At 72.5% G+C, this 21,887-nt stretch carries 27 protein-coding genes; 22 read left to right on the top strand and 5 right to left on the bottom strand.

Features of this window, described 5'->3' with window-relative positions; genetic code table 11:
* Window positions 1-144: 144 nt before the first annotated feature.
* Complete coding sequence (locus ASC77_RS24015) at window positions 145-1,107, top strand: haloalkane dehalogenase (protein WP_082575293.1); 963 nt, start codon at window positions 145-147, stop codon at window positions 1,105-1,107.
* On the opposite strand, the gene ASC77_RS24020 is transcribed toward ASC77_RS24015, so the two are convergent.
* Both ASC77_RS24020 and ASC77_RS24025 read right to left on the bottom strand, forming a co-directional pair.
* Window positions 1,094-1,924, bottom strand: a complete 831-nt coding sequence (locus ASC77_RS24020; protein ID WP_056159217.1) for an EamA family transporter — start codon at window positions 1,922-1,924, stop codon at window positions 1,094-1,096. The genes ASC77_RS24015 and ASC77_RS24020 overlap by 14 nt on opposite strands.
* Window positions 1,925-1,927: 3 nt before the next feature.
* Complete coding sequence (locus ASC77_RS24025) at window positions 1,928-2,320, bottom strand: RidA family protein (RefSeq protein ID WP_056159689.1); 393 nt, start codon at window positions 2,318-2,320, stop codon at window positions 1,928-1,930.
* 179 nt (window positions 2,321-2,499) lie between these two features.
* Between ASC77_RS24025 and ASC77_RS24030 the strand changes: the two genes are divergently transcribed.
* The 4 genes from ASC77_RS24030 to ASC77_RS24045 are packed head-to-tail and all read left to right on the top strand — an operon-like array spanning window position 2,500 to window position 5,388.
* Window positions 2,500-3,414 (top strand): ABC transporter ATP-binding protein, encoded by a 915-nt coding sequence (locus tag ASC77_RS24030; protein WP_056159692.1) that lies wholly within the window; start codon window positions 2,500-2,502, stop codon window positions 3,412-3,414.
* Entirely contained in the window at window positions 3,414-4,220 is an 807-nt protein-coding gene (locus ASC77_RS24035) for an ABC transporter permease (RefSeq protein ID WP_056159219.1), read from the top strand. Before ASC77_RS24030 ends, ASC77_RS24035 begins: the two co-directional genes overlap by 1 nt.
* Window positions 4,220-5,032, top strand: a complete 813-nt coding sequence (locus ASC77_RS24040) for an ABC transporter permease (RefSeq protein WP_082575294.1) — start codon at window positions 4,220-4,222, stop codon at window positions 5,030-5,032. Before ASC77_RS24035 ends, ASC77_RS24040 begins: the two co-directional genes overlap by 1 nt.
* The gene (locus tag ASC77_RS24045; protein WP_056159222.1) at window positions 5,029-5,388 is read left to right on the top strand and encodes a hypothetical protein; all 360 of its coding nucleotides are present in this window, start codon (window positions 5,029-5,031) and stop codon (window positions 5,386-5,388) included. The genes ASC77_RS24040 and ASC77_RS24045 overlap by 4 nt, the downstream gene beginning before the upstream one ends.
* Here ASC77_RS24045 and ASC77_RS24050 read toward each other — a convergent pair.
* The gene (locus ASC77_RS24050; RefSeq protein ID WP_056159225.1) at window positions 5,372-5,884 is read right to left on the bottom strand and encodes a GNAT family N-acetyltransferase; all 513 of its coding nucleotides are present in this window, start codon (window positions 5,882-5,884) and stop codon (window positions 5,372-5,374) included. The two genes, ASC77_RS24045 and ASC77_RS24050, sit on opposite strands and share 17 nt — an antisense overlap.
* 71 nt (window positions 5,885-5,955) lie before the next feature.
* On the opposite strand from ASC77_RS24050, the gene ASC77_RS24055 reads away from it, so the two are divergent.
* From ASC77_RS24055 to ASC77_RS24075, 5 genes are read left to right on the top strand one after another with little or no spacing between them, the layout of a single operon-like run.
* Window positions 5,956-7,092: a methyltransferase domain-containing protein gene (locus ASC77_RS24055; protein WP_082575295.1), complete on the top strand. Its 1,137-nt coding sequence runs from the start codon at window positions 5,956-5,958 to the stop codon at window positions 7,090-7,092.
* On the top strand, window positions 7,089-7,283 hold the full coding sequence (locus ASC77_RS24060) for a DUF3046 domain-containing protein (RefSeq protein WP_056159698.1): 195 nt from the start codon (window positions 7,089-7,091) through the stop codon (window positions 7,281-7,283). The genes ASC77_RS24055 and ASC77_RS24060 overlap by 4 nt, the downstream gene beginning before the upstream one ends.
* On the top strand, window positions 7,280-8,551 hold the full coding sequence (locus ASC77_RS24065; protein ID WP_056159231.1) for an MFS transporter: 1,272 nt from the start codon (window positions 7,280-7,282) through the stop codon (window positions 8,549-8,551). Before ASC77_RS24060 ends, ASC77_RS24065 begins: the two co-directional genes overlap by 4 nt.
* Window positions 8,548-9,339, top strand: a complete 792-nt coding sequence (locus tag ASC77_RS24070; protein ID WP_056159234.1) for an S-methyl-5'-thioadenosine phosphorylase — start codon at window positions 8,548-8,550, stop codon at window positions 9,337-9,339. The genes ASC77_RS24065 and ASC77_RS24070 overlap by 4 nt, the downstream gene beginning before the upstream one ends.
* Entirely contained in the window at window positions 9,336-10,379 is a 1,044-nt protein-coding gene (locus ASC77_RS24075) for an NAD-dependent epimerase/dehydratase family protein (RefSeq protein ID WP_056159237.1), read from the top strand. Before ASC77_RS24070 ends, ASC77_RS24075 begins: the two co-directional genes overlap by 4 nt.
* Here ASC77_RS24075 and ASC77_RS24080 read toward each other — a convergent pair whose 3' ends face one another.
* On the bottom strand, window positions 10,380-11,717 hold the full coding sequence (locus tag ASC77_RS24080; protein WP_056159240.1) for a hypothetical protein: 1,338 nt from the start codon (window positions 11,715-11,717) through the stop codon (window positions 10,380-10,382).
* 84 nt (window positions 11,718-11,801) lie between these two features.
* Between ASC77_RS24080 and ASC77_RS24085 the strand changes: the two genes are divergently transcribed.
* From ASC77_RS24085 to ASC77_RS24140, 12 genes are all read left to right on the top strand, one after another.
* Window positions 11,802-12,461, top strand: a complete 660-nt coding sequence (locus ASC77_RS24085; RefSeq protein WP_200945131.1) for a glycosyltransferase family 2 protein — start codon at window positions 11,802-11,804, stop codon at window positions 12,459-12,461.
* Window positions 12,458-13,114 (top strand): DUF2064 domain-containing protein, encoded by a 657-nt coding sequence (locus ASC77_RS24090; RefSeq protein WP_056159245.1) that lies wholly within the window; start codon window positions 12,458-12,460, stop codon window positions 13,112-13,114. The genes ASC77_RS24085 and ASC77_RS24090 overlap by 4 nt, the downstream gene beginning before the upstream one ends.
* Window positions 13,111-13,680, top strand: coding sequence for a methyltransferase domain-containing protein (locus ASC77_RS24095; RefSeq protein ID WP_056159248.1), 570 nt, complete (start codon window positions 13,111-13,113; stop codon window positions 13,678-13,680). The genes ASC77_RS24090 and ASC77_RS24095 overlap by 4 nt, the downstream gene beginning before the upstream one ends.
* Window positions 13,677-14,834 (top strand): molybdopterin-dependent oxidoreductase, encoded by a 1,158-nt coding sequence (locus ASC77_RS24100; protein WP_056159251.1) that lies wholly within the window; start codon window positions 13,677-13,679, stop codon window positions 14,832-14,834. The genes ASC77_RS24095 and ASC77_RS24100 overlap by 4 nt, the downstream gene beginning before the upstream one ends.
* A complete protein-coding gene (locus tag ASC77_RS27660; protein WP_056159253.1) occupies window positions 14,831-15,286 on the top strand; it encodes a hypothetical protein in 456 nt (151 codons plus the stop codon). The genes ASC77_RS24100 and ASC77_RS27660 overlap by 4 nt, the downstream gene beginning before the upstream one ends.
* Window positions 15,243-15,920 carry a response regulator transcription factor gene (locus tag ASC77_RS24110; protein WP_056159703.1) on the top strand — a complete coding sequence of 226 codons (678 nt, stop codon included), beginning with the start codon at window positions 15,243-15,245 and terminating at the stop codon, window positions 15,918-15,920. Before ASC77_RS27660 ends, ASC77_RS24110 begins: the two co-directional genes overlap by 44 nt.
* A complete protein-coding gene (locus tag ASC77_RS24115) occupies window positions 15,917-17,056 on the top strand; it encodes a sensor histidine kinase (protein ID WP_056159256.1) in 1,140 nt (379 codons plus the stop codon). Before ASC77_RS24110 ends, ASC77_RS24115 begins: the two co-directional genes overlap by 4 nt.
* Window positions 17,057-17,264: 208 nt before the next feature.
* Window positions 17,265-18,314 (top strand): recombinase RecA, encoded by a 1,050-nt coding sequence (gene recA, locus ASC77_RS24120; RefSeq protein ID WP_056159259.1) that lies wholly within the window; start codon window positions 17,265-17,267, stop codon window positions 18,312-18,314.
* A gap of 118 nt (window positions 18,315-18,432) precedes the next feature.
* On the top strand, window positions 18,433-19,053 hold the full coding sequence (locus ASC77_RS24125; RefSeq protein ID WP_056159264.1) for a regulatory protein RecX: 621 nt from the start codon (window positions 18,433-18,435) through the stop codon (window positions 19,051-19,053).
* Window positions 19,054-19,109: 56 nt separating this feature from the next.
* Complete coding sequence (locus ASC77_RS24130) at window positions 19,110-19,568, top strand: phosphoribosyltransferase (protein ID WP_056159707.1); 459 nt, start codon at window positions 19,110-19,112, stop codon at window positions 19,566-19,568.
* Complete coding sequence (locus ASC77_RS24135) at window positions 19,565-20,275, top strand: GNAT family N-acetyltransferase (protein WP_056159710.1); 711 nt, start codon at window positions 19,565-19,567, stop codon at window positions 20,273-20,275. Before ASC77_RS24130 ends, ASC77_RS24135 begins: the two co-directional genes overlap by 4 nt.
* A gap of 7 nt (window positions 20,276-20,282) precedes the next feature.
* Window positions 20,283-21,128 carry a polyphosphate kinase 2 family protein gene (locus ASC77_RS24140; protein WP_082575296.1) on the top strand — a complete coding sequence of 282 codons (846 nt, stop codon included), beginning with the start codon at window positions 20,283-20,285 and terminating at the stop codon, window positions 21,126-21,128.
* Window positions 21,129-21,156: 28 nt separating this feature from the next.
* Here the strand turns inward: ASC77_RS24140 and ASC77_RS24145 are convergent, their stop codons facing one another.
* Window positions 21,157-21,861, bottom strand: a complete 705-nt coding sequence (locus ASC77_RS24145) for a hypothetical protein (protein WP_056159270.1) — start codon at window positions 21,859-21,861, stop codon at window positions 21,157-21,159.
* Between the last annotated feature and the right edge of the window lie 26 nt (window positions 21,862-21,887).

A 21,887-nucleotide genomic window follows, 5' to 3' on the forward strand; every position in this document is an offset into this window, starting at 1 on the left:
TGGCGGAGCGGTTCCTAGACAGCTCCACTCCACACCGGGAGGCCTTCACCCATCTACAGCTACGCCGTACCCAATCGCACAACGTGCCTGGGCATCACAGCTAGCGGTCGATCAGATCGCCGCGGTTGCGCCACACTGACGCGCGTGAGCGACGTGCTGCGGACTCCGGACGAGCGGTTCGTCGGCCTGCCGGGCTACGACTTCGAGCCGCACTACGTGGAGGTCGAGGCCGAGGGCATGCCGCGGCTCCGGATGCACCACCTGGACGAGCGGCCGGCGGACGGGCCGGTGGCCCTGCTGCTGCACGGTCAGCCGACGTGGTCCTACCTCTACCGCCACGTCGTGCCGGTGCTGGTGGCGGCGGGGATCCGGGTGGTCGCGCCGGACAACATCGGGTACGGCCGCTCGGACAAGCCGGCGGTGGCGACCGACTACACGTTCGCGCGGCACATCGAGTGGACCCGGAGCCTCGTCACGCAGCTCGACCTGCGCGACATCACGCTGGTCGCGCAGGACTGGGGCGGGCCGATCGGGTTCAGCGTGCTGGCCGCGGAGCCGGACCGGTTCGCGCGCGTCGTCGCTGCGAACACGATCCTGCACACCGCCGATCCTGACCTGGCGGGCCGGCTCGACTGGGCCGTCCACGGGGTGGGGGAGTCGCGGGTGGTGATCGAGGAGGCGCTGGTCGACTACCTGCTCTACACCCAGCGCGCACCGGTGCTGCGCCCGAGCGACTTCGTCGGAGCTGCGACGACCACGCCGCCCGCCGCGGACGTGCTGGCGGCGTACGACGCGCCGTACCCGGACCCGTCGTACACCGCCGGCCTGCGGCAGATGATCGCGCTGCTGCCGCTGACCCGCAACGACGTCGGCGCCCGGATCGGGCGGCGGACGATGCGCGCGCTCGAGGAGTTCGACCGGCCGTTCGTGACGGCGTACTCGGATGGCGACCCGGCGACGCGCGGCTGGGACGCGGTGTTCCAGGAGCGGGTGCCGGGCGCGCGGGGGAGGGAGCACGTCACGATCGCGGGTGCCGGCCACTTCCTCCAGGAGGACGCCGGCGAGGAGCTCGGCCGTGTGGTGGCCGAGGTCGTCACAGGACGATGAGGGCGACCCCGGCGGTGACGACGGCGGCGCCGACGAGCGTCCGGGCCCGGAGCGGCTCCTGGCCGGTGGCGGTCAGCATCAGGACCGCGATCACGACGCTGGTCTCGCGAACGGCGGCGACCGGACCGGCCTGCGCCGTACGCAGCGCGAGCAGCACCAGGCCGTAGGCCAGGAAGAAGCCGAGCCCGGCGAGGACGGTGCGCCACCACTCGTCGCGCGCGAACGCCGCCCTCGTCAGGTCCCCGACGCCGCGGCCGCGTGCCGCGAGCGCGACCTGGGCGACGGCGGTGAGGCCGAGGACGACCAGGAGGTACGCCGCGACGCTGGCGTGGTCGACACCGTGGGCGTCGACCAGGGTGTAGCCGGCGATGCAGGCGCCGACCCCGAGCGCCATCAGCACTCCCCGCGTGGACGCGTGCGACGGGGTGCGGACGAGGAAGATACCGGCGACGACCAGCGCGGCCCCGAGGGCGGCCAGCCACCCGACCTGCACCCCCAGGACGACGCCGACGACCAGGACGAGCACCGGAGCGCTGCCGCGGGCGACCGGGTAGACGGTGGACATCGGCGCGACGTGGTACGCCGCCGCGAGCAGCACGACGTACGCGAGCTCGAACGCGACGGACGCGCCGACGTACGGCCACACGCTCGTGTCCCAGCGCAAGCCGACGAGGGCGATCGGCGCGGTGGCGACGGCGCCGACCAGCATGGCGACACCGACCCGGGCCTGCGGGTCGCGGGAGCCGGCGAGCAGCTGGTTCCAGCCGGCGTGGACGACGGCGGCGAGCAGGGTGAGGACGAGTGCGGTGGTGCCCACCGATCAGCCGAGGACGGCGTCGAGCTCCATCTCGACCTTCCAGCGCGGGTCGAGCAGCTCCTTGACGACGACCATCGTGCTGGCCGGGCGGACCTCGCCGAAGACCTCGCCGTGCACGGCACCGACCGCGTCGCCGTCGGCCGCGTCCACGACGTACTGCCGGGTGCGGATGACGTCGGCCACCGTGCCGCCGAGCTCCTCCAGCGCGGTCAGCATGATCTCCCAGCAGCGACGCGCCTGGACCGCCGGATCGGGGTCGACCGTGCCGTCGGGCCAGACCGGCGCCGTGCCGCTCACGGCGACCGTGGTGCCCACGCGCACGGCGCGGCTGAAGCCGATGGAGGCCTCGAACGGGGAGCCGGAGCGGGCGTGCTGGCGAGGTGCCGGTGTCGTCACGTCGGCAGCGTAGGGCACGACGTTTGGTCACCAAGCGCAGATCTCGGCCGCAGAATCTGCGGTTTGGTCACCAACCGTGGAGCCGGAGCCGCCCAAAACGGCGCCAGTCCCACCGATATCCAGGTGAGCGATGTCGGCGGACCTTTGTAGGGTCGTCGATCGTGACGACCTCGGACTCCATGATCCTGGCCCAGGGCCTGCGCAAGTCGTTCGGCTCGTTCGAGGCGGTCAAGGGGATCGACGTCGACGTACGCCGTGGCGAGGCGTTCGGGTTCCTCGGACCCAACGGTGCCGGCAAGTCGAGCACCATGCGGATGGTGGCGGCGGTGTCGCCGGTCAGCGGTGGGACGCTGCGCATCCTCGGGATGGACCCCGCCGAGGACGGGCCGCAGATCCGATCGCGCATCGGGGTGTGCCCGCAGGAGGACACCCTCGACCTCGAGATCACGGTGCGCGACAACCTCTTCGTCTACGGCCGCTACTTCGGGCTGCCGCGCAAGGAGGTCCGCGAGCGGGTCGACGAGCTTCTGGAGTTCGTGCAGCTGACGGAGAAGGCCGACTCGATGGTCGAGGACCTCTCCGGCGGCATGAAGCGGCGCCTGACGATCGCGCGCAGCCTGATCAACCGCCCGGAGATCCTGCTCCTCGACGAGCCGACCACCGGGCTCGACCCGCAGGCGCGGCACGTCGTCTGGGACCGGCTCTTCCGCCTCAAGCAGCAGGGCGTCACGCTGGTGCTGACCACGCACTACATGGACGAGGCCGAGCAGCTCACCGACCGCCTGGTCGTCATGGACAAGGGGCTGATCGTCGCCGAGGGGTCGCCGATGAGCCTGATCGCCGAGCACTCCACGCGCGAGGTCGCCGAGCTGCGGTTCGGCGTCGGTGACAACGAGGCCGCGGCCGACAAGGTCGCCGACCTCGCCGACCGGGTCGAGGTGCTGCCCGACCGGCTGCTGCTCTACACCGCCGACGGCGAGGAGACGGTCGCCAAGGTGCACGAGCGTGGCCTGGAGCCGGTCGCGACACTGGTACGCCGCGCCACCCTGGAGGACGTCTTCCTCCGCCTCACCGGCCGGACGCTGGTCGACTGATGGCCACGGACAGCAGCGTCCCCACCAACGCGTTCGCCGGCGCCGCCCGGCTCGTCGACTACTGGGTGATCGTCTACAAGCGCACCTGGAAGGGCTCGGCGATCTCGTCCTTCATCACGCCGCTCTTCTACGTGCTGGCCATGGGCGTACTGCTCGGCGACTACGTCGAGGGCGACCCGGCGCAGCTCGAGGGCGCGTCGTCGTACCTCGTCTTCATCGCGCCCGGCCTGCTCGCCGCCCAGTCGATGCAGACCGTCTTCGGCGAGGTCACGTACCCGGTGATGGGCATGATCAAGTGGCACAAGACCTACTTCGGGATGACGGCCTCGCCACTGACCGTGAGCGAGGTGATCCTCGGCCACCTGGGCTTCGTGATGTTCCGGGTCGGCCTCACCTGCGGCGTCTTCACCCTGGTGATGGCGCCGTTCGGCGTCTTCGCGACGGTGTGGGGAGCGGTCCTCGCCTACCTGGTCCAGTTCCTCCTCGGGCTGGCGTTCGCCACGCCGATCTATGCCTTCTCGGCGGGCCTCAAGGACGAGAGCCCGTTCGCGCTCGTCTTCCGGCTCGGCATGATCCCGCTCTTCCTCTTCTCCGGCGCGTTCTTCCCGATCGACAACCTCGATCCCTGGATGGCGGCGCTCGCGAAGGCGACGCCGCTGTGGCACGGCGTCGACCTGACCCGGATGCTCACCCTGGACACCCTCGACGGCAGCACCGCGCTGGTGCACGTCGCCTACCTGGTCGTGCTCGCGGTGCTCGGCTGGTTCTGGGCGGTCCGCCGGCTGACGAGGCGGATGGTCGGCTGATGTCCCTCACCGTCAGCGCCGTCGGCCGCTCGGCCGCCCGCCCGCTCTCCGCGAGCGAGGCCACCGGCCTGCTCGTCTACCGCAACTACCTCGCCTACCGGCGCGCCTGGTACATCTTCGCCAGCGGGTTCCTCGAGCCGGTCTTCTACCTCTTCTCGATCGGCGTCGGTGTCGGCCAGCTGGTCACCGGCTTCGAGTTCAACGGGCGGGACATCCCGTACGCCGAGTTCGTCGCGCCGGGGATGCTCGCGGCGTCGGCGATGAACGGCTCGCTGCTCGACAGCACCTTCAACTTCTTCTTCAAGCTGAAGTACAACAAGCTCTTCGACCAGATGCTGGCGACGCCGCTGACGACGATGGACATCGCCCGCGGCGAGCTGACCTGGTCGCTGCTGCGCGGCGGCATCTACTCCGCCGGCTTCCTGCTCGTGATGGTCGCCATGGACCTGGTGTCGTCCTGGTGGGCGCTGCTGGTCGTCCCGGCGGCGCTGCTGATCGGGTTGGCGTTCGGCGGAGTCTGCATGGCCCTGACCACCTGGATGCGCTCGTGGCAGGACTTCGAGTGGGTCACCCTGGCGACCATCCCGATGTTCCTCTTCTCGGCGACGTTCTTCCCGGTCGAGGCCTACCCGACCGTGGTGCGCTGGGTCGTCGAGCTGACGCCCCTCTACCGTGGCGTCGTGCTGTGTCGCGAGCTCACCACCGGCGCCCTCTCGTGGGGCTCGGCCGTCTCGGTGGTCTACCTGGTCGCGATGGGCGTCATCGGCCTGCGGATCGTCGGCAAGCGCCTCGACAAGCTGCTGCTCACGTGAGCCGCCACCCGATGCCGCACGGCAACCCGTTGCTGCGCGCGCTCTTCGCCATGCTGCTGCTCTGGCCGCGCGTCGAGGTGACCGCGAGCTCCTTGGTGGTCGCGCTCGGCTGGTCGTTCCGCGCCACGGTCCCGCGTGCGTCGATCGCCGCCGTGGCCGCGGTCCCGTGGCGCCGGCTCAGCATCGGCGCGCACGGCTGGCGCGGACGCTGGCTCGTCAACACCGCCTCCGGTCCGCTCGTGCGCATCACCGTCGAGCCGGCTGCCGAGGGACGGGTGCTCGGCGTACCGGTCCGGCTGCGCGAGCTCACCCTGAGCATCGAGGACGTGGACGCGTTCCTCACGGACCTGCGCTGACCTCGGCGCTGAGCCGCAGCTCCCACAGCTCCGTGTCGATCCAGCGCTCGAACTTGCGCCCGACGTCGTGCAGCACCCCGGCGCGCTCGAAGCCGCACGCCCGGTGCAGGCCCTGGCTTCCGCCGTTGGGGAGGGCGATCACCGCGACGACGAGGCGTACGCCGTCGGAGCGCATCAGGCCGAGCAGCTCGTCGTACAGGAGGCGACCGACCCCGCGGCCCCGGGCGGTCGCAGCGAGGTAGACCGAGGTCTCGCGGGTGTGGGCGTAGGCGGCCCGCGGCCGGTAGCTGCCGGAGTACGCGTAGCCGATGACCTCGTCGGCGTCGGTGGCCACGAGCACGTGGTCGCCCGGGTGGGTCGAGTCGAGACGCTCGCGCCAGTAGTCGAGCGTCGACGGCTCGGTCGCGAACGTCGAGATGCCGTGCAGCACCTCGACGTCGTAGATCGCGGCGATCGCGGGCAGGTCGGCCTCGGTGGCGCGGCGTACGACAACCATGGCGCCATCTTCGCGGACCGTGGCCGGAACTCGCGCGCGGGCCGTCGGACCCGGCTGGAAGGATGGGCGACATGACGATCGAGCCCGACATCAAGGACTGGACCTGGGTCCTCGACCAGCCGTGCCCGGAGTGCGGGTTCGAGGCGTCCGTGCTCACCGTCGACCGGATCCCGGGTGTGATCCGCGACAACGCCACCACCTGGGAGGCGGTCCTGACGCTCGACGATGCGGGCACGCGTCCGGAGCCGACGACGTGGTCGCCGCTGGAGTACGCCTGCCACGTCCGCGACGTCCACCGGATCTTCGACCTCCGGGTCGGGCTGATGCTCGACCAGGACGAGCCGACCTTCGCCAACTGGGACCAGGACGAGACCGCCGTCGCCGAGCGGTACGCCGAGCAGGACCCGGCGACGGTCGCCGTCGAGCTCCTCGACGCGGCCGAGTCCGCCGCGGAGCGCTACGAGTCCGTGCCGCCCGGCGCGTGGGGCCGGCGCGGGTTCCGCAGCAACGGCAGCGAGTTCACCGTCGAGAGCATCGGGCTCTACCACCTCCACGACATCGTCCACCACGCCTGGGACGTCCGCGCTGCGACGGTGCGGGCGACCGTCGAGGCGTACGACGCGCACGCGGCGGCCTACCGCGCCAACGCGCCCGTCGTCGACGACCTGCTGCGTGAGCAGGCGCTGGCGTTCGCCGAGGCGGTCGGTCCGCGTGGCCGGGTGCTCGAGGTCGGCAGCGGTCCCGGACGCGACGCTGCCCTCCTCGAGAGCGCCGGGCTCGACGTACGCCGCACCGACATCACCCCGGCCTTCGTCGACCTGCTGCGCGCCGACGGCCACCCGGCCGACGTGCTGGACCCCCTCACCGACGACCTCGACGACCCGGCGCGGCCGGGCACGCCGTACGACGGGGTGTGGGCGAGCGCCTGCCTGCTGCACGTCGACCGGGCCGACCTGCCGGTGCTGCTGTCGCGGCTGGCGGCGGCGACCCGGGACGGGGGTGTGCTGGCCGTGTCGCTCAAGGAGGGCGACGGCGACGGCTGGTCGACCCACGGGAGCGTCGCCGCGCCGCGCCGGTTCGTCTACTGGCGCGAGGCCGAGCTCCGCGAGGTGCTCGAGGCCGCCGGCTGGGCCGTCGGCCAGGTGCATCACACCACCAGCGCGCGCAACGGGGAGCCGTGGCTCGACGCGGTGGCGAGGCGCCGATGAGGCACACCGAGTTCTGGGTGCGGATGGAGCAGGCGCTCGGCCCGTCGTACGCCCGCTCGTGGGCGAGCAGCTTCGTGATGCGCGAGCTCGACGGCCGGACCGCCCAGGAGGCTCTCGACGCCGGCGTCGCCCCCAAGCAGGTCTGGCTGGCGGTGTGGCGGACCCTCGAGCTGCCGGCCTCCCAGAAGTGAGCGGAGCAGACGTCACGGACCTGGCGGCGGTCCAGCGGCACACGATCCGCACGCTCGTCGTCGTCCAGGCGGTGGGCGCGCTCGGCATCACGATCGGCATCGCGACGGCCTCGCTGCTGGCCCGTGACCTCTCCGGCTCGGAGAGCCAGGCCGGGTTCGCCCAGACCGCGCAGGTGCTCGGCACGGCGTTCGCGGCGTACCTCCTGGCGCGGTTGATGTCCCACCGCGGCCGCCGGATCGGCCTGGTGACCGGCTACCTGCTCGGCGCGACCGGAGCGGTGCTGGCCGTGCTCGCCGGCGTCGTCGGCTCGATGGCGCTGCTGCTGGTCGGCGCGCTCCTGCTCGGGTCCACGACGGCCGCCAACAACAGTGCGCGTTACGCCGCGACCGACCTCGCCGAGGACGCCCACAAGGGTCGGGCGCTCTCGACCGTCGTGTGGGCCACGACGATCGGCGCGGTGCTCGGTCCCAACCTCACCGGCCCGGCCGGCTGGCTGGCCGACGTGCTCGGCATCCCCGAGCTGACCGGCCCGTTCGCGCTCGGGGCGATCGGCATGGTGGTCGCAGCCGTGGTGGTCGGGGTGCTGCTCCGGCCCGACCCGCTGCTCCTCGCCCGTGAGGTCGCCGGCGTGGTCGAGACGCCGCCGACCGGCACCGCCTGGGCGCGCGCGATCGTGGCCGCCCGCGAGCGGCCGGTGCTCTTCTTCGCGGTGCTCGGGATGGCCTGCGCGCACGCGGCGATGGTGGGCGTGATGATCATGACCCCGCTCCACATGGAGCACGGGCACGCCGAGCTCGAGGTGATCGGGCTGGTGATCAGCCTGCACGTGCTGGGCATGTTCGCGTTCTCGCCCGTCGTCGGCTTCCTGGCGGACCGCTGCGGGCGGCCGGTCACCCTGGTCGCCGGCGCCGTCCTCCTGCTGGCGGCGATGGTGCTGTGCGCCCGGTCTCCCGAGGGCAGCTCCTGGCAGATCTTTGCCGGCCTGTTCCTGCTCGGCCTCGGCTGGTCGTTCGCGACGGTCTCGGCTTCAACCCTGATCGCGCAGCACGCCCCGCTCGAGGCACGCACCGACGTCCAGGGCGCGAGCGACCTGGTGATGGGGCTGACCGCGGCCGCCGCCGGTGGTCTCGCGGGTCTCGTCGTCGACGCGTGGGGCTACCCGGCGCTCACCATCTGCTCGATCGGCCTGGTCGCCCTGGTGGCCATCGCCGGTTTCGGCGCCCGCGCCACCACGGAGTTGACCGAGGCTGACAGGGTGAGGCCATGACTGTTGCGGACGTTGCCGTCATCGGCGGCACGGGCTTCTACGCCTTCCTGGACGACTACGACGAGCACGTCGTCGAGACGCCGTACGGCGCACCCTCGGCCCGGATCGCTGTCGGCACGGTCGCCGGCCGCTCCGTGGCGTTCCTGCCCCGGCACGGCGTCGACCACGCCTACCCGCCGCACGCGATCCCGTACCGCGCCAACCTCTGGGCGCTGCGCTCCCTCGGCGTGCGCCAGGTGCTCGCGCCGTGCGCGGTCGGCGGTCTGCGGCCCGAGGTCGCGCCCGGCGACATCGTGGTCCCCGACCAGCTCGTCGACCGCACCTACCGCCGGATCCCGTCGTACGTCGAGACCGGTGCGGTGCACCTGCCCTTCGGCGACCCGTACTGCGACCGCCTCTCCGCCGCCGTCACCGCCGCCGACCCGGTCATCACGTCCGGGGGAGCGATGGTCGTCATCGAGGGGCCGCGCTTCTCGACCCGCGCGGAGTCGCGCAGCTACGCCGACCAGGGCTGGAGCCTGATCAACATGACCGGCCACCCGGAGGCGGCGCTGGCCCGCGAGATGCGGCAGTGCTACACCGCCATCGCGCTCGTGACCGACATGGACGCCGGTGCCGAGAGCGGCCAGGGGGTCGGGCAGGAGGAGGTGTTCGCGCTCTTCAAGGCCAACCTCGAGCGGCTGACCGGGATCCTCACCCGCACCATCGAGACGCTGCCCGACCCCGACGGCTGCTCGTGCTCGACGTGGGCCGACGGCATCGACCTGACCTATGACGTGCCGTCGTGAAGGTCCTCCTGACGGGCTCCGCCGGCTTCATCGGTACGGCGATCGGCGCGGCGCTGGAGGCCGACGGCCACGAGGTGGTCCGGGTCGACCTGATGCTGCCGATGGCGCACGGGTCCGCCACGCCTCCCGACGGCACCCACCAGCTCGACGTGCGCCGCGCCGACGAGTGGACGCACCTGTTCGACGGGGTCGACGCGGTCTGCCACCAGGCCGCCGTCGTCGGGGCCGGGGTGAAGGTCGGCGACCTGCCCGACTACGCCGGCCACAACGACCTCGGCACGGCCGTGCTCCTCGCCGCGATGCACGATGCCGGCGTCCGACGCCTGGTGCTCGCGTCGTCGATGGTCGTCTACGGCGAGGGCCGCTACACGTGCGCCGAGCATGGCGACCAGACCCCGCCGCCGCGCGCCGTGGCCGCCCTCGAGGGTGGCGACTTCGAGAACCACTGCCCGGTCTGCGGCGGCGTCCTCGGCTGGTCGCTCGTCGACGAGACCGCGCGGCTCGACCCGCGCTCGTCGTACGCCGCCAGCAAGGTCGCGCAGGAGCACTACGCCTCCGCGTGGGTCCGCCAGGCCGACGCCTCGGCGGTCGCGCTGCGCTACCACAACGTCTACGGCCCCGGCATGCCCCGGAACACGCCGTACTCCGGGGTGGCCGCGATGTTCCGCTCCTCGCTGGAGCGCGGCGAGGCGCCGCAGGTCTACGAGGACGGCGGCCAGATGCGCGACTTCGTCCACGTCGCCGACGTCGCCCGCGCCAACGTGGCCGCGCTGTCGTCGGTCGTCGCGGCCGGGCCCGGCCGGTACGACGCCTACAACGTCGCCTCGGGCGAGCCGGTCCCGATCCTCGGCGTGGCCGAGATGGTGGGCGCGGGCACGGCGTCCGGAGTCGCGCCGGAGGTCACGGGTGGTTACCGCCTCGGCGACGTGCGGCACATCGTGGCGTCGCCCGAGAAGGCCCGCGCCGAGCTCGGCTTCGCCGCGTCGATCCGCCCCGCCGACGGGCTCCGCGAGTTCGCGACCGCGCCGCTGCGGGCGTGATCACCAGCTCGTGTAGAGCAGCTGCTGCACGAGCAGCGCGCTGATGACCTGCACGAGCACGCCCGCGCGCCGCCACCGCTCCGGCAGCAGGGCCGTCGACAGCAGGAGCCACGGGACGAACGGCAGCCAGATCCGCTCCACCTCGGCCTTGCTCATCCGGGACAGGTCGGCCAGCGCGATCGCCGTCGCCGCGGTGCCGACCAGCCACAGCACCACCCGGTCGGCGCGGCGGCCCAGCGCGACCACCTGCGCGAGCCCGGCGCCCAGCATCGGCCCCGCACAGACGACGAGCGCCGCCAGGTTGCCCCACATCCAGTACGCCGCGGGCCGGTCCGCGGCGATCCCGTCCCAGTAGCGGTCGTTGAGGACGGGGTACGCAGACCACCACGAGAAGCCGCCGGCAGCGAACGCCAGCACCACCAGCAGCGCCGACCCCGCGGCGACCGGCAGCGGCACCCAGGAGCGGGCCAGGACCAGCACCGCCACGGCGAGCAGCCCCATCAGGGGCAGGCCGTACGACATCATCACGCCCGCGCCGAGCAGCAGCCCGGCCAGCGCCGACCACGCGACCAGGTGGGCTCGCGAGGTCGCGGTCGCGCCGACCGCGAGGCAGGCCAGGCCCCACGCGGCGACGGCCGCGAAGACCGCGTCCGCCGACACCGCCATGAAGACCGCCGCCGGGGTCAGCACCAGGAACGGCGCCGCCCGGCGTGCCACCGCCTCGGCTCCCAGCGCTCGCAGCGTCACCAGCACCGCCACCGCGGTCGTGGCGGCGAGGACCGTGACGACGAGGCCGGCCGCGAGGTCGCCGCCGAGGCCGACCTTCACCAGGCCCACGAAGAAGAGCAGCGCGCCCGGCGGGTGCCCGGCCGGATGGGTCGGCCAGTTGTCCGGGGCGGAGTAGGGGATCCGGTCGACGTACGTCGAGAGCAGGGTGTGGACGCTCGTGACCTCGCGGGCGCTGCGCAAGTACTCGTACTTGTCGCCGAGCACCCGCGAGATGCCGGACGTCCCGTCCACGAGCGCCAGCGCCAGCAGCCAGGCCAGACCGACGACGTACGACACGGCGAGCAGTCGACGCCAGGACAGCCGCTCGGCCAGGTCGACGGCGTACCGCCACCCGAGCAGGGCGATCGCGACCGCCGGCAGGGTCCCGGCGCCGAAGAGCTTCGGCTCCCAGTAGCCGTGCAGCGGCGGCAGCTCTCCGGCCGCGATGCTCCGCGGCGCGCGCGCCCAGACCTCCCAGTCCAGCAGCGGCGGCACCGCGAACGCGACCGCGACGAGCACCACCGCGGTCGAGAGACCCCACCACGGCGCGCGGGCACGGGTGGTCGGCATGGCCACGACCCTAGCCAGGGCGCCGTCATCGCTTCGTAAGTTCTGCCGCGGTTGAGCGAGCCCGGTCCTGGCTACCTTCAGGACATGGAGCCCATCTGCGACCTCGTGCTCCCGTGCCGTGACGAGGCTGCCGCGCTCACGCTGCTCCTGCCGACGGTCCCGCCGCAGTTCGCGGTGATCGTGGCGGACAACGGCTCCGTCGACGGTACGGCGGAGGTCGCGCGCCGCCTGGGCGCCACCGTCGTCTCCGAGAGCGCCCCCGGGTACGGCGCCGCCGTGCACGCCGGCCTGCTCGCGGCCACCCGTGACTACGTGGCGTTCATGGACGGCGACGACTCGTTCGACCCCGCCGAGCTGCTCCCGATGCTCGAGGACGTGCGCTCCGGCCGCGCCGACCTCGCCGTCGGGCGCCGCCGCCCCGTCGACCGCGGCGTGTGGCCGTGGCACGCGCGGCTCGGCAACGGCCTGATCGTGTGGTGGCTGCGCCGCCGGATCGGGATGGCCGCCCACGACATCGCACCCATCCGGATCTGCCGTCGCGACGAACTCCTGGCACTGGACGTCCGCGACCGACGGTTCGGCTACCCGGTGGAGCTGCTGCAGAAGGCGACGACCGCGGGGTGGCGGCTCGCCGAGCGCGACGTCTCCTACCGACCGCGAGCGGTCGGCACCCGCTCCAAGGTCTCCGGATCGGTCCGGGGCACGGTCCGTGCCGCTCGCGACTTCTGGAAGGTGCTGACATGACGGATGCACGGGTGCTGGTCGTCGCGAAGGCGCCGATCGCCGGCCGGGTGAAGACCCGGCTCGGTGCCGAGATCGGGATGGCGTCGGCCGCCGAGATCGCGGCCGCCGCGCTGCTCGACACGATGGCTGCCTGTCGCGCCGGCTTCGGGCCGGACGCCTGCCTGCTCTCGATCGAGGGCGACTTCGCCGACGCCGTCCGCGGGGACGAGCTGACGCGCGCGGTCGACGGCTGGTCCGTCGCCCGCCAGCGGGGGAGCACCTTCGCCCAGCGACTCGCCAACGCCCACCTCGACGTCCCGCCCGGTGGCGCGGTCGTCCAGGTCGGCATGGACACGCCGCAGGTCACACCCGCGCTGCTGACCGACGTCGCCGACGCGGCCGCTCTGCACGACGCCGTGCTCGGCCCCGCCGAGGACGGCGGCTGGTGGGTCCTCGCGCTCCGCCGGCCGACCGCGGCACGATCGCTGCACGACGTACCGATGTCGACGCCCACGACGTACGACGACACCCGGGCCGCGCTCGTCCGCGAGGGCCTCGACGTGGCGGTGACGGCCACGCTGCGCGACGTCGACACCGTCGCGGACGCGGAGGCGGTCGCGGCCCAGGCGACCGCCGGTGAGTTCGCCCGCGCCTGGCGGGACGCTCGGTCATGACGCTCGACCTGCCGACCGTCCGGCTGCGCCTCGACGAGTGGGACCGGCCCGCGGACGCCGACGACCACGAGATCCTCGCGCGCTGCACCGGCCCGACGCTCGACGTCGGGTGCGGCCCCGGCCGACTCACCGCCGCGCTCGCCGAGCGTGGCGGGGTGGTGCTCGGCATCGACGTCGTCAGCGGCGCCGTCGGCCTGACCCGTGGTCGTGGCGGTGCGGCCCTGCGGCGCGACGTCTTCGACACGCTGCCCGGCGAGGGACGCTGGGAGACCGCCCTGCTGGCCGACGGCAACGTCGGGATCGGCGGCGACCCGGTAGCCCTGCTGCGGCGGCTGCGCGAGCTCCTCGACCCCCGTGGCCGTGTCGTCGCCGAGCTGGCGGCGCCGGGCACGCCGCACACCGACGGCTGGGCCCGGCTGGAGTGCGGGGCCGAGCACCAGGTCATCCGCTGGTCGGTCGTCGGGATCGAGGACATCGAGGACATCGCGGCGCAGGCGGGCCTCGCCGTCGTCGAGCGGCTGCGGTCCGGCGAACGCTGGTGCGCCGTGCTCGAGGAAGCGGCGTGAAGGTCCCCGTCCCGGCTCCGTCGGACTTCCGCTCCCGGCTCCGCAGCGCCGCCGTCACCGCACGGGTCGGCACCTGGCTCGGCATCTGCTTCGGCATCTGCTTCGCGACCGGGCTGATCAGCCACTACGCCCAGAACGTCTCGCAGCCGATCCCGTTCCCGACCAGCCCGTCGTGGGGATACCGGGTCACCCAGGGCCTGCACGTCATCACCGGTACGGCGGCCGTCCCGCTGCTGCTGGTCAAGCTCTGGACGGTCTACCCGCGGCTCTTCATCCGGCCGCCGCGCGGCGTGCGCAAGCTCCTGCTCGAGGTGCTCGAGCGCGGCTCGATCGCCGTCCTCGTCGCCGGCGCGATCTTCCAGCTCGCCTCGGGCCTCGCCAACTCGGCGCAGTGGTACCCGTGGAGCTTCTCCTTCCGCACCACGCACTACGCGATCGCATGGATCACGATCGGCGCGCTCGTCGTGCACATCGCGGTCAAGCTGCCGATCATCCGCGGCGCCCTGACCTCCGACGTCGAGGACACGACGCACGACCGGCCGAGCGCGACCGAGCCGGGATCGCTCTCGCGACGCGGCCTGCTGCGCACCACCTGGCTCGCGGCGGGTGTGGCCGTGCTCGTCACCGCCGGCAGCACGGTGCCGCTGCTGCGCAGGGTCTCGGTCTTCGGCGTGCGCTCCGGCGACGGCCCCCAGGGGATCCCGATCAACAAGTCGGCCGCCGCGGCGAAGGTCGCCCCGGCGGCGACCAGCGCGGCGTACCGCTTCACCGTGGCGTACGGCGAGCAGGAGGTCTCGATGACCCGCGACGAGCTGCTCGCGATGGAGCAGACGACCCAGACGCTGCCGATCGCGTGCGTCGAGGGCTGGAGCGCCAGCGGCACGTGGACCGGGGTGCGGGTGCGCACGCTGCTCGACCTCGTCGACGCTCCCGCCGACAGCGAGGTGCAGGTGCTGTCCCTCCAGGAGTCCGGGCCCTACAAGCACACGGTGCTGCAGGGGAACTTCGCCGACGACGACCGCACCCTGCTCGCGCTCGCGCTCGACGGCGAGCCCCTCGCGCTCGACCACGGCTACCCGGCGCGGCTGATCGCACCGAACCGGCCGGGCGTGCTCCAGACCAAGTGGGTCGCTCGGTTGGAGGTGTCGGCATGAGGGTCGTGCGGCTGCTCCTCGGCGCTCTCGGCGTGGTCGTCGGCGCCTTCGGTGCCTGGCTGCTGCTCAGCCGGCAGGACCTCGACCAGCTCACGAACGCGGCGATCTGGCTCGGGGCCGGGGTCGTCCTGCACGACGGCGTCCTCGCGCTCCTGACGCTCGTGCTCGCCGCGGTCCTGGTCCCGCTGCTGCCACGGGCGGCGCGGGGGCCGGCGGTCGTCGGCGCGGTGGTGCTCGGCTCCGTGACCCTGCTCGCCGTACCGGTGCTGGGGCGGTTCGGCGCCCGCCCCGACAATGCGACCCTGCTCGACCGCAGCTACACGGCGGGATGGCTGGTGCTCGCCGCCCTCACCCTCGTGGCCGTGGTGGTCGCATCGGTCCTACGCTCACGGAGAGAGGGAGGTGCTCGTGGCCCGCGTCCTGGTGGTCGACGACGACCACACCGTGCGTGAGGTGGTGGTCTCCTACCTGCGCGCCCACGAGCACGAGGTCGTCGAGGCCGCCGACGGCGAGACCGCGCTGGCCTCGATGCGGGAGACCCCCTGCGACCTGGTCGTGCTCGACCTGATGCTGCCCGGCATCGACGGCCTCGAGGTGTGCCGCCAGCTGCGCGCGACCACCGACGTACCGGTGATCATGCTGACCGCGCTGGGGGAGGAGACCGACCGGGTGGTCGGCCTGGAGACCGGTGCCGACGACTACGTCACGAAGCCGTTCAGCCCGCGCGAGCTGGCGCTGCGGGTCGACTCCGTGCTGCGACGCACCGGCTCGGCGCCGGCGCCGCAGGTGCTGGTCGACGGCGACCTGGTGGTCGACGAGGCGGCCCACGTGGCGAGCCGCGACGGCACCGCGCTCGCGCTGACGGTGCGCGAGTTCGACCTGCTCCGTTTCCTGCTCGCCCACCCGGGTACGGCGTACTCGCGCGAGGAGCTGCTGCACCAGGTGTGGGGCTGGTCGATCGGTGACCACTCGACGGTGACGGTGCACGTCCGACGGCTCCGGGAGAAGGTCGAGCGCGACCCGACGCGACCGGAGCGTCTCCAGACCGTCTGGGGAGTTGGCTACCGCTGGGAGGCGACCGCATGACGAGTGACCAGGCACAGATCGTGGCGGTGGCCGCGCTGTGCGCGATCGGTGTCGGCGTCATCGGCCTGGTGGGCGCCTGGCTGGTGCGGCACCTGTCGATCCGCTGGCAGCTCGGCCTGATCGTCGTCGTCTCGATCGGATCGGTGCTGCTCGGCATCGTCGCCGCCGCGCGCCTCATGTTCATCTCCACCCATGACTGGGGCGTCATCGCCCTGGTCGCGGGTGTCGCCGGCGTCGTGTCGCTCGTGGTGGCCTTCGCCGTCGGCATCGCGATCTCACGCTGGTCCGAGGCGCTGCGCGAGGACGCGCGCCTGCTGGACGCGCACGGGTCGTACGTCGCGGTGAGCCGCGGCCCCAGCGAGCTCCAGGCGCTGTCGGAGGAGCTGGCCCGCACCAGCGACCGGCTCGAGGAGTCCCGGCTCCGCGAGGCCAGGCTGGAGGAGTCGCGGCGCGAGCTGATCTCGTGGGTCTCCCACGACCTGCGCACGCCGCTGGCCGGGATGCTCGCGATGACGGAGGCGCTCGAGGACGGCATGGCTGCGGACCCCGAGCGCTACCACCGCCAGATCCGCGCCGAGGTGGACCGGATGGTCCGGATGGTCGACGACCTCTTCGAGCTCTCCCGGATCCACGCCGGCGTCCTGCGCATGACCCCCGAGCCGGTGATGCTGCGCGACCTCGTGAGCGAGGCGATCGCAGGGGCCGACCCGGTCGCCCGAGCCCGCAGCGTGCGACTGGGGGGCAGCGTCGACGACGGTGTCGTCCTCACCGCGGACGCGGCCGGGATGTCGCGGGTGATGACCAACCTGATCATGAACGCGATCCGGCACACCCCGGCCGACGGCGCCGTCGAGATCCGCGGCCGCGCCCTCCCGGACGCCGTCGAGCTGAGCGTCAGCGACGAGTGCGGCGGCCTCTCCGAGGAGGACATGGTGCGGGTCTTCGACCTGGCCTGGCGCGGGGAGACGGCGCGGACCCCCGAGCCCGCGCTCGGCGCGCCCTGGGCGCGCGGCGCCGGCCTCGGGCTGGCGATCGTCAAGGGGATCGTCGAGGCCCACCAGGGCGTCGTCCGGGTCGAGAACGTCGGTGAGCCGGTGCCCGCCGGCTGCCGGTTCCTGGTCCGGCTGCCGGCCTGACTCCCCAGCCTGACCCCCGGCCTGACCCCCGCCGCGACACGCCGGGCGACGTACGGCGGTCGAACAGGTGTTCGGGCTAGGTTGTGTCCACAGGCACGACGCGGACGAGGTTCTCCACAGCGGTGTCAGCGCTGATCAGGCGCTGTCGGTGGCTCGCTCTAGCGTCGCAGACGTGCCTGACACCCGACGAGAGACAAGGACACACACCATGGCTGGTGGAGACCGCGACAAGGCGCTGGACGCCGCACTCGCCAACATCGAGCGTCAGTTCGGCAAGGGCTCGGTGATGCGCCTCGGCGACGAGACCCGCGCCCCGCTGGAGATCATCCCGACCGGATCGATCGCCCTCGACGTCGCGCTGGGCCTCGGTGGCCTGCCGCGCGGCCGGGTGGTCGAGATCTACGGTCCGGAGTCCTCCGGCAAGACGACGGTCGCCCTGCACGCGGTGGCCAACGCCCAGGCCGCCGGCGGCATCGTGGCGTTCATCGACGCCGAGCACGCGCTGGACCCGGAGTACGCCAAGGCCCTCGGCGTCGACACCGACGCCCTGCTGGTCTCCCAGCCCGACTCGGGTGAGCAGGCGCTGGAGATCGCCGACATGCTGGTCCGCTCCGGCGCGCTCGACCTGATCGTCATCGACTCGGTGGCCGCCCTGGTGCCGCGCGCGGAGATCGAGGGCGAGATGGGCGACAGCCACGTCGGCCTCCAGGCCCGCCTGATGAGCCAGGCGCTGCGCAAGATGACCGGTGCCCTCAACAACTCCGGCACCACCGCGATCTTCATCAACCAGCTGCGCGAGAAGATCGGCGTGATGTTCGGCTCGCCCGAGACCACGACCGGTGGTCGCGCGCTGAAGTTCTACTCCTCGGTCCGCCTCGACGTGCGTCGCATCGAGACGCTCAAGGACGGCACCGACATGGTCGGCAACCGGACCCGCGTCAAGGTCGTCAAGAACAAGGTCGCCCCGCCGTTCAAGCAGGCCGAGTTCGACATCATGTACGGCAAGGGGATCAGCCGCGAGGGTGGCCTGATCGACGTCGGGGTCGAGGCGGGCCTCGTCCGCAAGGCCGGTGCCTGGTACACCTACGAGGGCGACCAGCTCGGCCAGGGCAAGGAGAACTCCCGCAAGTTCCTCAAGGACAACCCCGACCTGGCCAACGAGCTGGAGAAGAAGATCCTCGAGAAGCTCGGCGTCGGCCCGCAGGTCGACCAGGAGGCCCCGCTCTCCGACGAGCCGATCGGCGTCGACTCCTTCTAGGCGCTGGTGGTTTCGAGACAGGCGCCAGGGCGCCTTCCTCAACCACCGTGAGGTCGGTGGTTGAGGAGGTTGCGCCAGCAACCGTCTCGAAACCTCCGACCCACCAGGAAGGGATCCGATGACTCTCGAGGAGAACCGACCGGCACCCGACTGGGCCGGCGACGTCTCGGTCGGGGTGGACGCGTGGACACGGCGCGCGTCCGCCCCGACCGCGGCTCCACCCCCGGAGGACACCAAAGCCCAGGTCCCCGAGGCGGACCCGGAGGCGGTGGCCCGCAAGATCCTGCTCGACCAGCTGACCGGCCAGGCGCGGACCCGCAAGGAGCTCGCCGACAAGCTGGCGGCCAAGAACGTGCCGACGGAGATCGCGACCCGGCTCCTCGACCGGTTCGAGGAGGTCGGGCTGATCGACGACGAGGCGTTCGCCCGCGCCTGGATCGCGTCGCGTCAGCCGGGCAAGGGGCTGGCGACGCGGGCGCTGGCGCAGGAGCTGCGCCGCAAGGGCGTCGACGACGAGATCGCCCGCGAGGCCTTGGCTGAGATCGACCCGGACGACGAGGAGGCCGCGGCCCGCGCGCTGGTGCGCCGCAAGCTGCGCTCGCTGGCGCGCTTCGACGACACCGTGGCGACCCGGCGGCTGGTCGGGATGCTCGCGCGCAAGGGCTACGGCTCGGGGCTCGCCTTCGCCGTCGTCCGCGACGAGCTGGCGAACGCCGGGCGCGAGGGACTGGACGACTAGCGGGTCCGACCCGACACAATGCTCCCGTGGCGGAGCGCGAGATCCTGACGTACGAGATGTTCGGCACCTCGGTGCGTGACCTGGCCCAGCAGGTGGTGGACTCGGGCTACGAGCCCGACCTGATCCTCTCGATCGCGCGCGGCGGTCTGGGCCTCGGCATGGGCCTGGGCTACGCGCTGGACGTGAAGAACCTCTCCGCCGTCAACGTGGAGTTCTACACCGGCGTCGACCAGCGCCTCGACGTGCCGATCATGCTGCCGCCCACACCGGCCGCCGTCGACCTGGCGGGGCTGCGGATCCTGATCGCGGACGACGTCGCCGACACCGGCAAGACGCTCGAGGTGGTCCGCGACTTCGTTGCCGACCAGGTGGCCGAGGCGCGCACGGCGGTGATCTACGAGAAGCCGTGGACGGTGATCAAGCCGGAGTACGTCTGGCGGCACACGGAGGCCTGGATCGACTTCCCGTGGTCGGCGGCGCCGCCCCTGGTGCAGCGGGCGAAGCCGGGCCCGTGACCGAGGAGCCGGTCCGGGTCGTCGTCCACGACCGCGGTCGTGACCTGTCCGGCGTGGTCCGGCCGGGGGAGGCCTGGGCCGCGGCGGCCCGGCGTACCTGTGCCAGCGTCCACGCCGAGCCGGCACCGCGCGACCTGTCCGGCGAGGTGAAGGAGTTCGTCGTCGACCACGACGAGCGGGTGACCGTGCGGGCGATGACGCGCGGCGACCTGCCCGACCTGCTGCGCTGGCGCCGGAGCGACCACGTCCGCCGGTGGTGGGCGGCCGAGGGTGAGCCGACCGAGGACACCGTCGAGGCCCGCTACGGCCCCCGCATCGACGGGATGAGCCCGACGCGGATGTGGGTCGCGGAGGTCAACGGGCGCTCGGTGGGGTTCCTGCAGGACTACCGGATCTCCGACTACCCCGACTACGCGCTGCTCGGCCCCGACCCGGCCGCCATCGGCGTCGACTACGCGCTCGCCGAGGAGTGGAGCGGTCGCGGTCTCGGGCCACGGGTGCTGTGGGCGTGGATGCTGCGCACCCGGCACCGCCTGCCGGAGGCGCCGACGTACTTCGCCGCCCCCGACCACCGCAACGCCGCGTCGCTGCGGATGCTCGCCAAGGCCGGGTTCGTCGCCGGGCTCTGGTTCGACGAGCCCCAGGAGGACGGCACCGTCGACACGGTGGTCGGTTGTTCCCTCGATGTGGCGCAGGTGCTGGGATGATCGGCCGATGACCGCCGACCCGCTGCAGCTGCCGTCCGGACCTGTCGACCTCGACGCCATCGCCACCGACGCCACCCCCGGCTTCTCCGGGGGGAAGCAGGACGGCAAGGCCCGGCTCGCCGCGCTCGGGCCCGAGCTCGCCGAGCTCCAGGAGCGGCTGTTCGCCGAGGGGCGGGCGACGGGGTCGCACCGCCGGGTGCTGCTGGTGCTGCAGGGGATGGACACGTCCGGCAAGGGCGGCACCCTGAAGCACACGGTCGGCCTCGTCGACCCGCAGGGCGTCCGCATCAGCTCCTTCAAGGCGCCGACGAAGGAGGAGCTGGCCCACGACTTCCTGTGGCGGATCCGCAAGGCGCTGCCGCAGCCGGGGTACGTCGGCGTGTTCGACCGGTCCCACTACGAGGACGTGCTGATCGCGCGGGTCAACGAGCTGGCGGCTCCGGAGGAGATCGAGCGCCGCTACGACGCGATCAACGAGTTCGAGCGCGAGCTCGTGGAGGACGGCACGGTCGTCCTCAAATGCATGCTGCACATCAGCAAGGAGACGCAGCGCGAGCGGCTGCTCGCCCGCCTGGACAACCCGGAGAAGTACTGGAAGTACGAGCCCGGCGACCTCGACTCACGCGCGCGCTGGGACGCCTACCGGGCGGCGTACACCACGGCGCTGGAGCGCACCCACACCGAGCACGCCCCCTGGCACGTCGTACCGAGCGATCGCAAGTGGTTCCGCAACCTCGCGGTCGGGCAGCTGCTGCTGGCTGCGCTGCGCGGGATGGAGCTGGGCTGGCCGGCCGCGGACTTCGACGTGGACGCCGAACGGGCCAGGCTGCTCGCGGAGGACGCGAGAGCCTGACCCGTCGGGTTGCGCAGAGATCGACTGCTCAGAGCTTGTAGGTGTTGCCCTGGATGACGCTGGGGGCGAACCGCTTGTCGCCGGTGAAGACGACCCGCCAGAAGAACTTGCCGCGACGCGGCGCCGGCAGCACGACGGTGAAGCGACCCGACTTGCTGGTCTTGAGGGTCTTGAACTTCTTGAACTTCTTGCCGTGCTTCTTGAACACCACGATCTTCAGCTTCTTGGCGGGCGAGATCTTGCCCTTGAAGCCGGCGTGCTTGCCGGACAGGGTCGACGTCGACAGCTTCCGCTGCACGCTCGTGACCGAGTACGACGCCGAGCTCGGCGCGTAGGTGTACTCGGGGTACCCGCCGGTGCCGCCGCCGTAGGAGACGGTGTAGACGGCCCGGCCATGAGCCGGGACACTGTCGTAGACGTACGCCGAGGTGCTGGAGGCGACTGCCCGTGCGGCGGTGCCCGTCACCTGCTCGGTGACGGACACCGGGCCGTTGTAGATCTGCTGCCAGGTGCCGTCGATGAGGGCCTCGACATTGACGGAGATCGAGAGCGAGTCGCCGTACGCCGGTGACTTGGAGTAGCTGCTGATGACCGGCTTGCCCGAGCTGCCGGAGACGATGCGGGTCTGCACCGTGGTCGCGGCCGACGCCGGAGCGGATGTGACGGCGACCCCCACCGTCGATGCCGCCACCGCGGTGGCGAGCAGGGAGCCGATGAAGCGGCGTGTACGCATGTGTTGTCCTCCCGTGATGGGCACCC

The sequence above is a fragment of the Nocardioides sp. Root1257 genome, assembly GCF_001425175.1.
In the GTDB taxonomy this organism is placed as follows: domain Bacteria; phylum Actinomycetota; class Actinomycetes; order Propionibacteriales; family Nocardioidaceae; genus Nocardioides.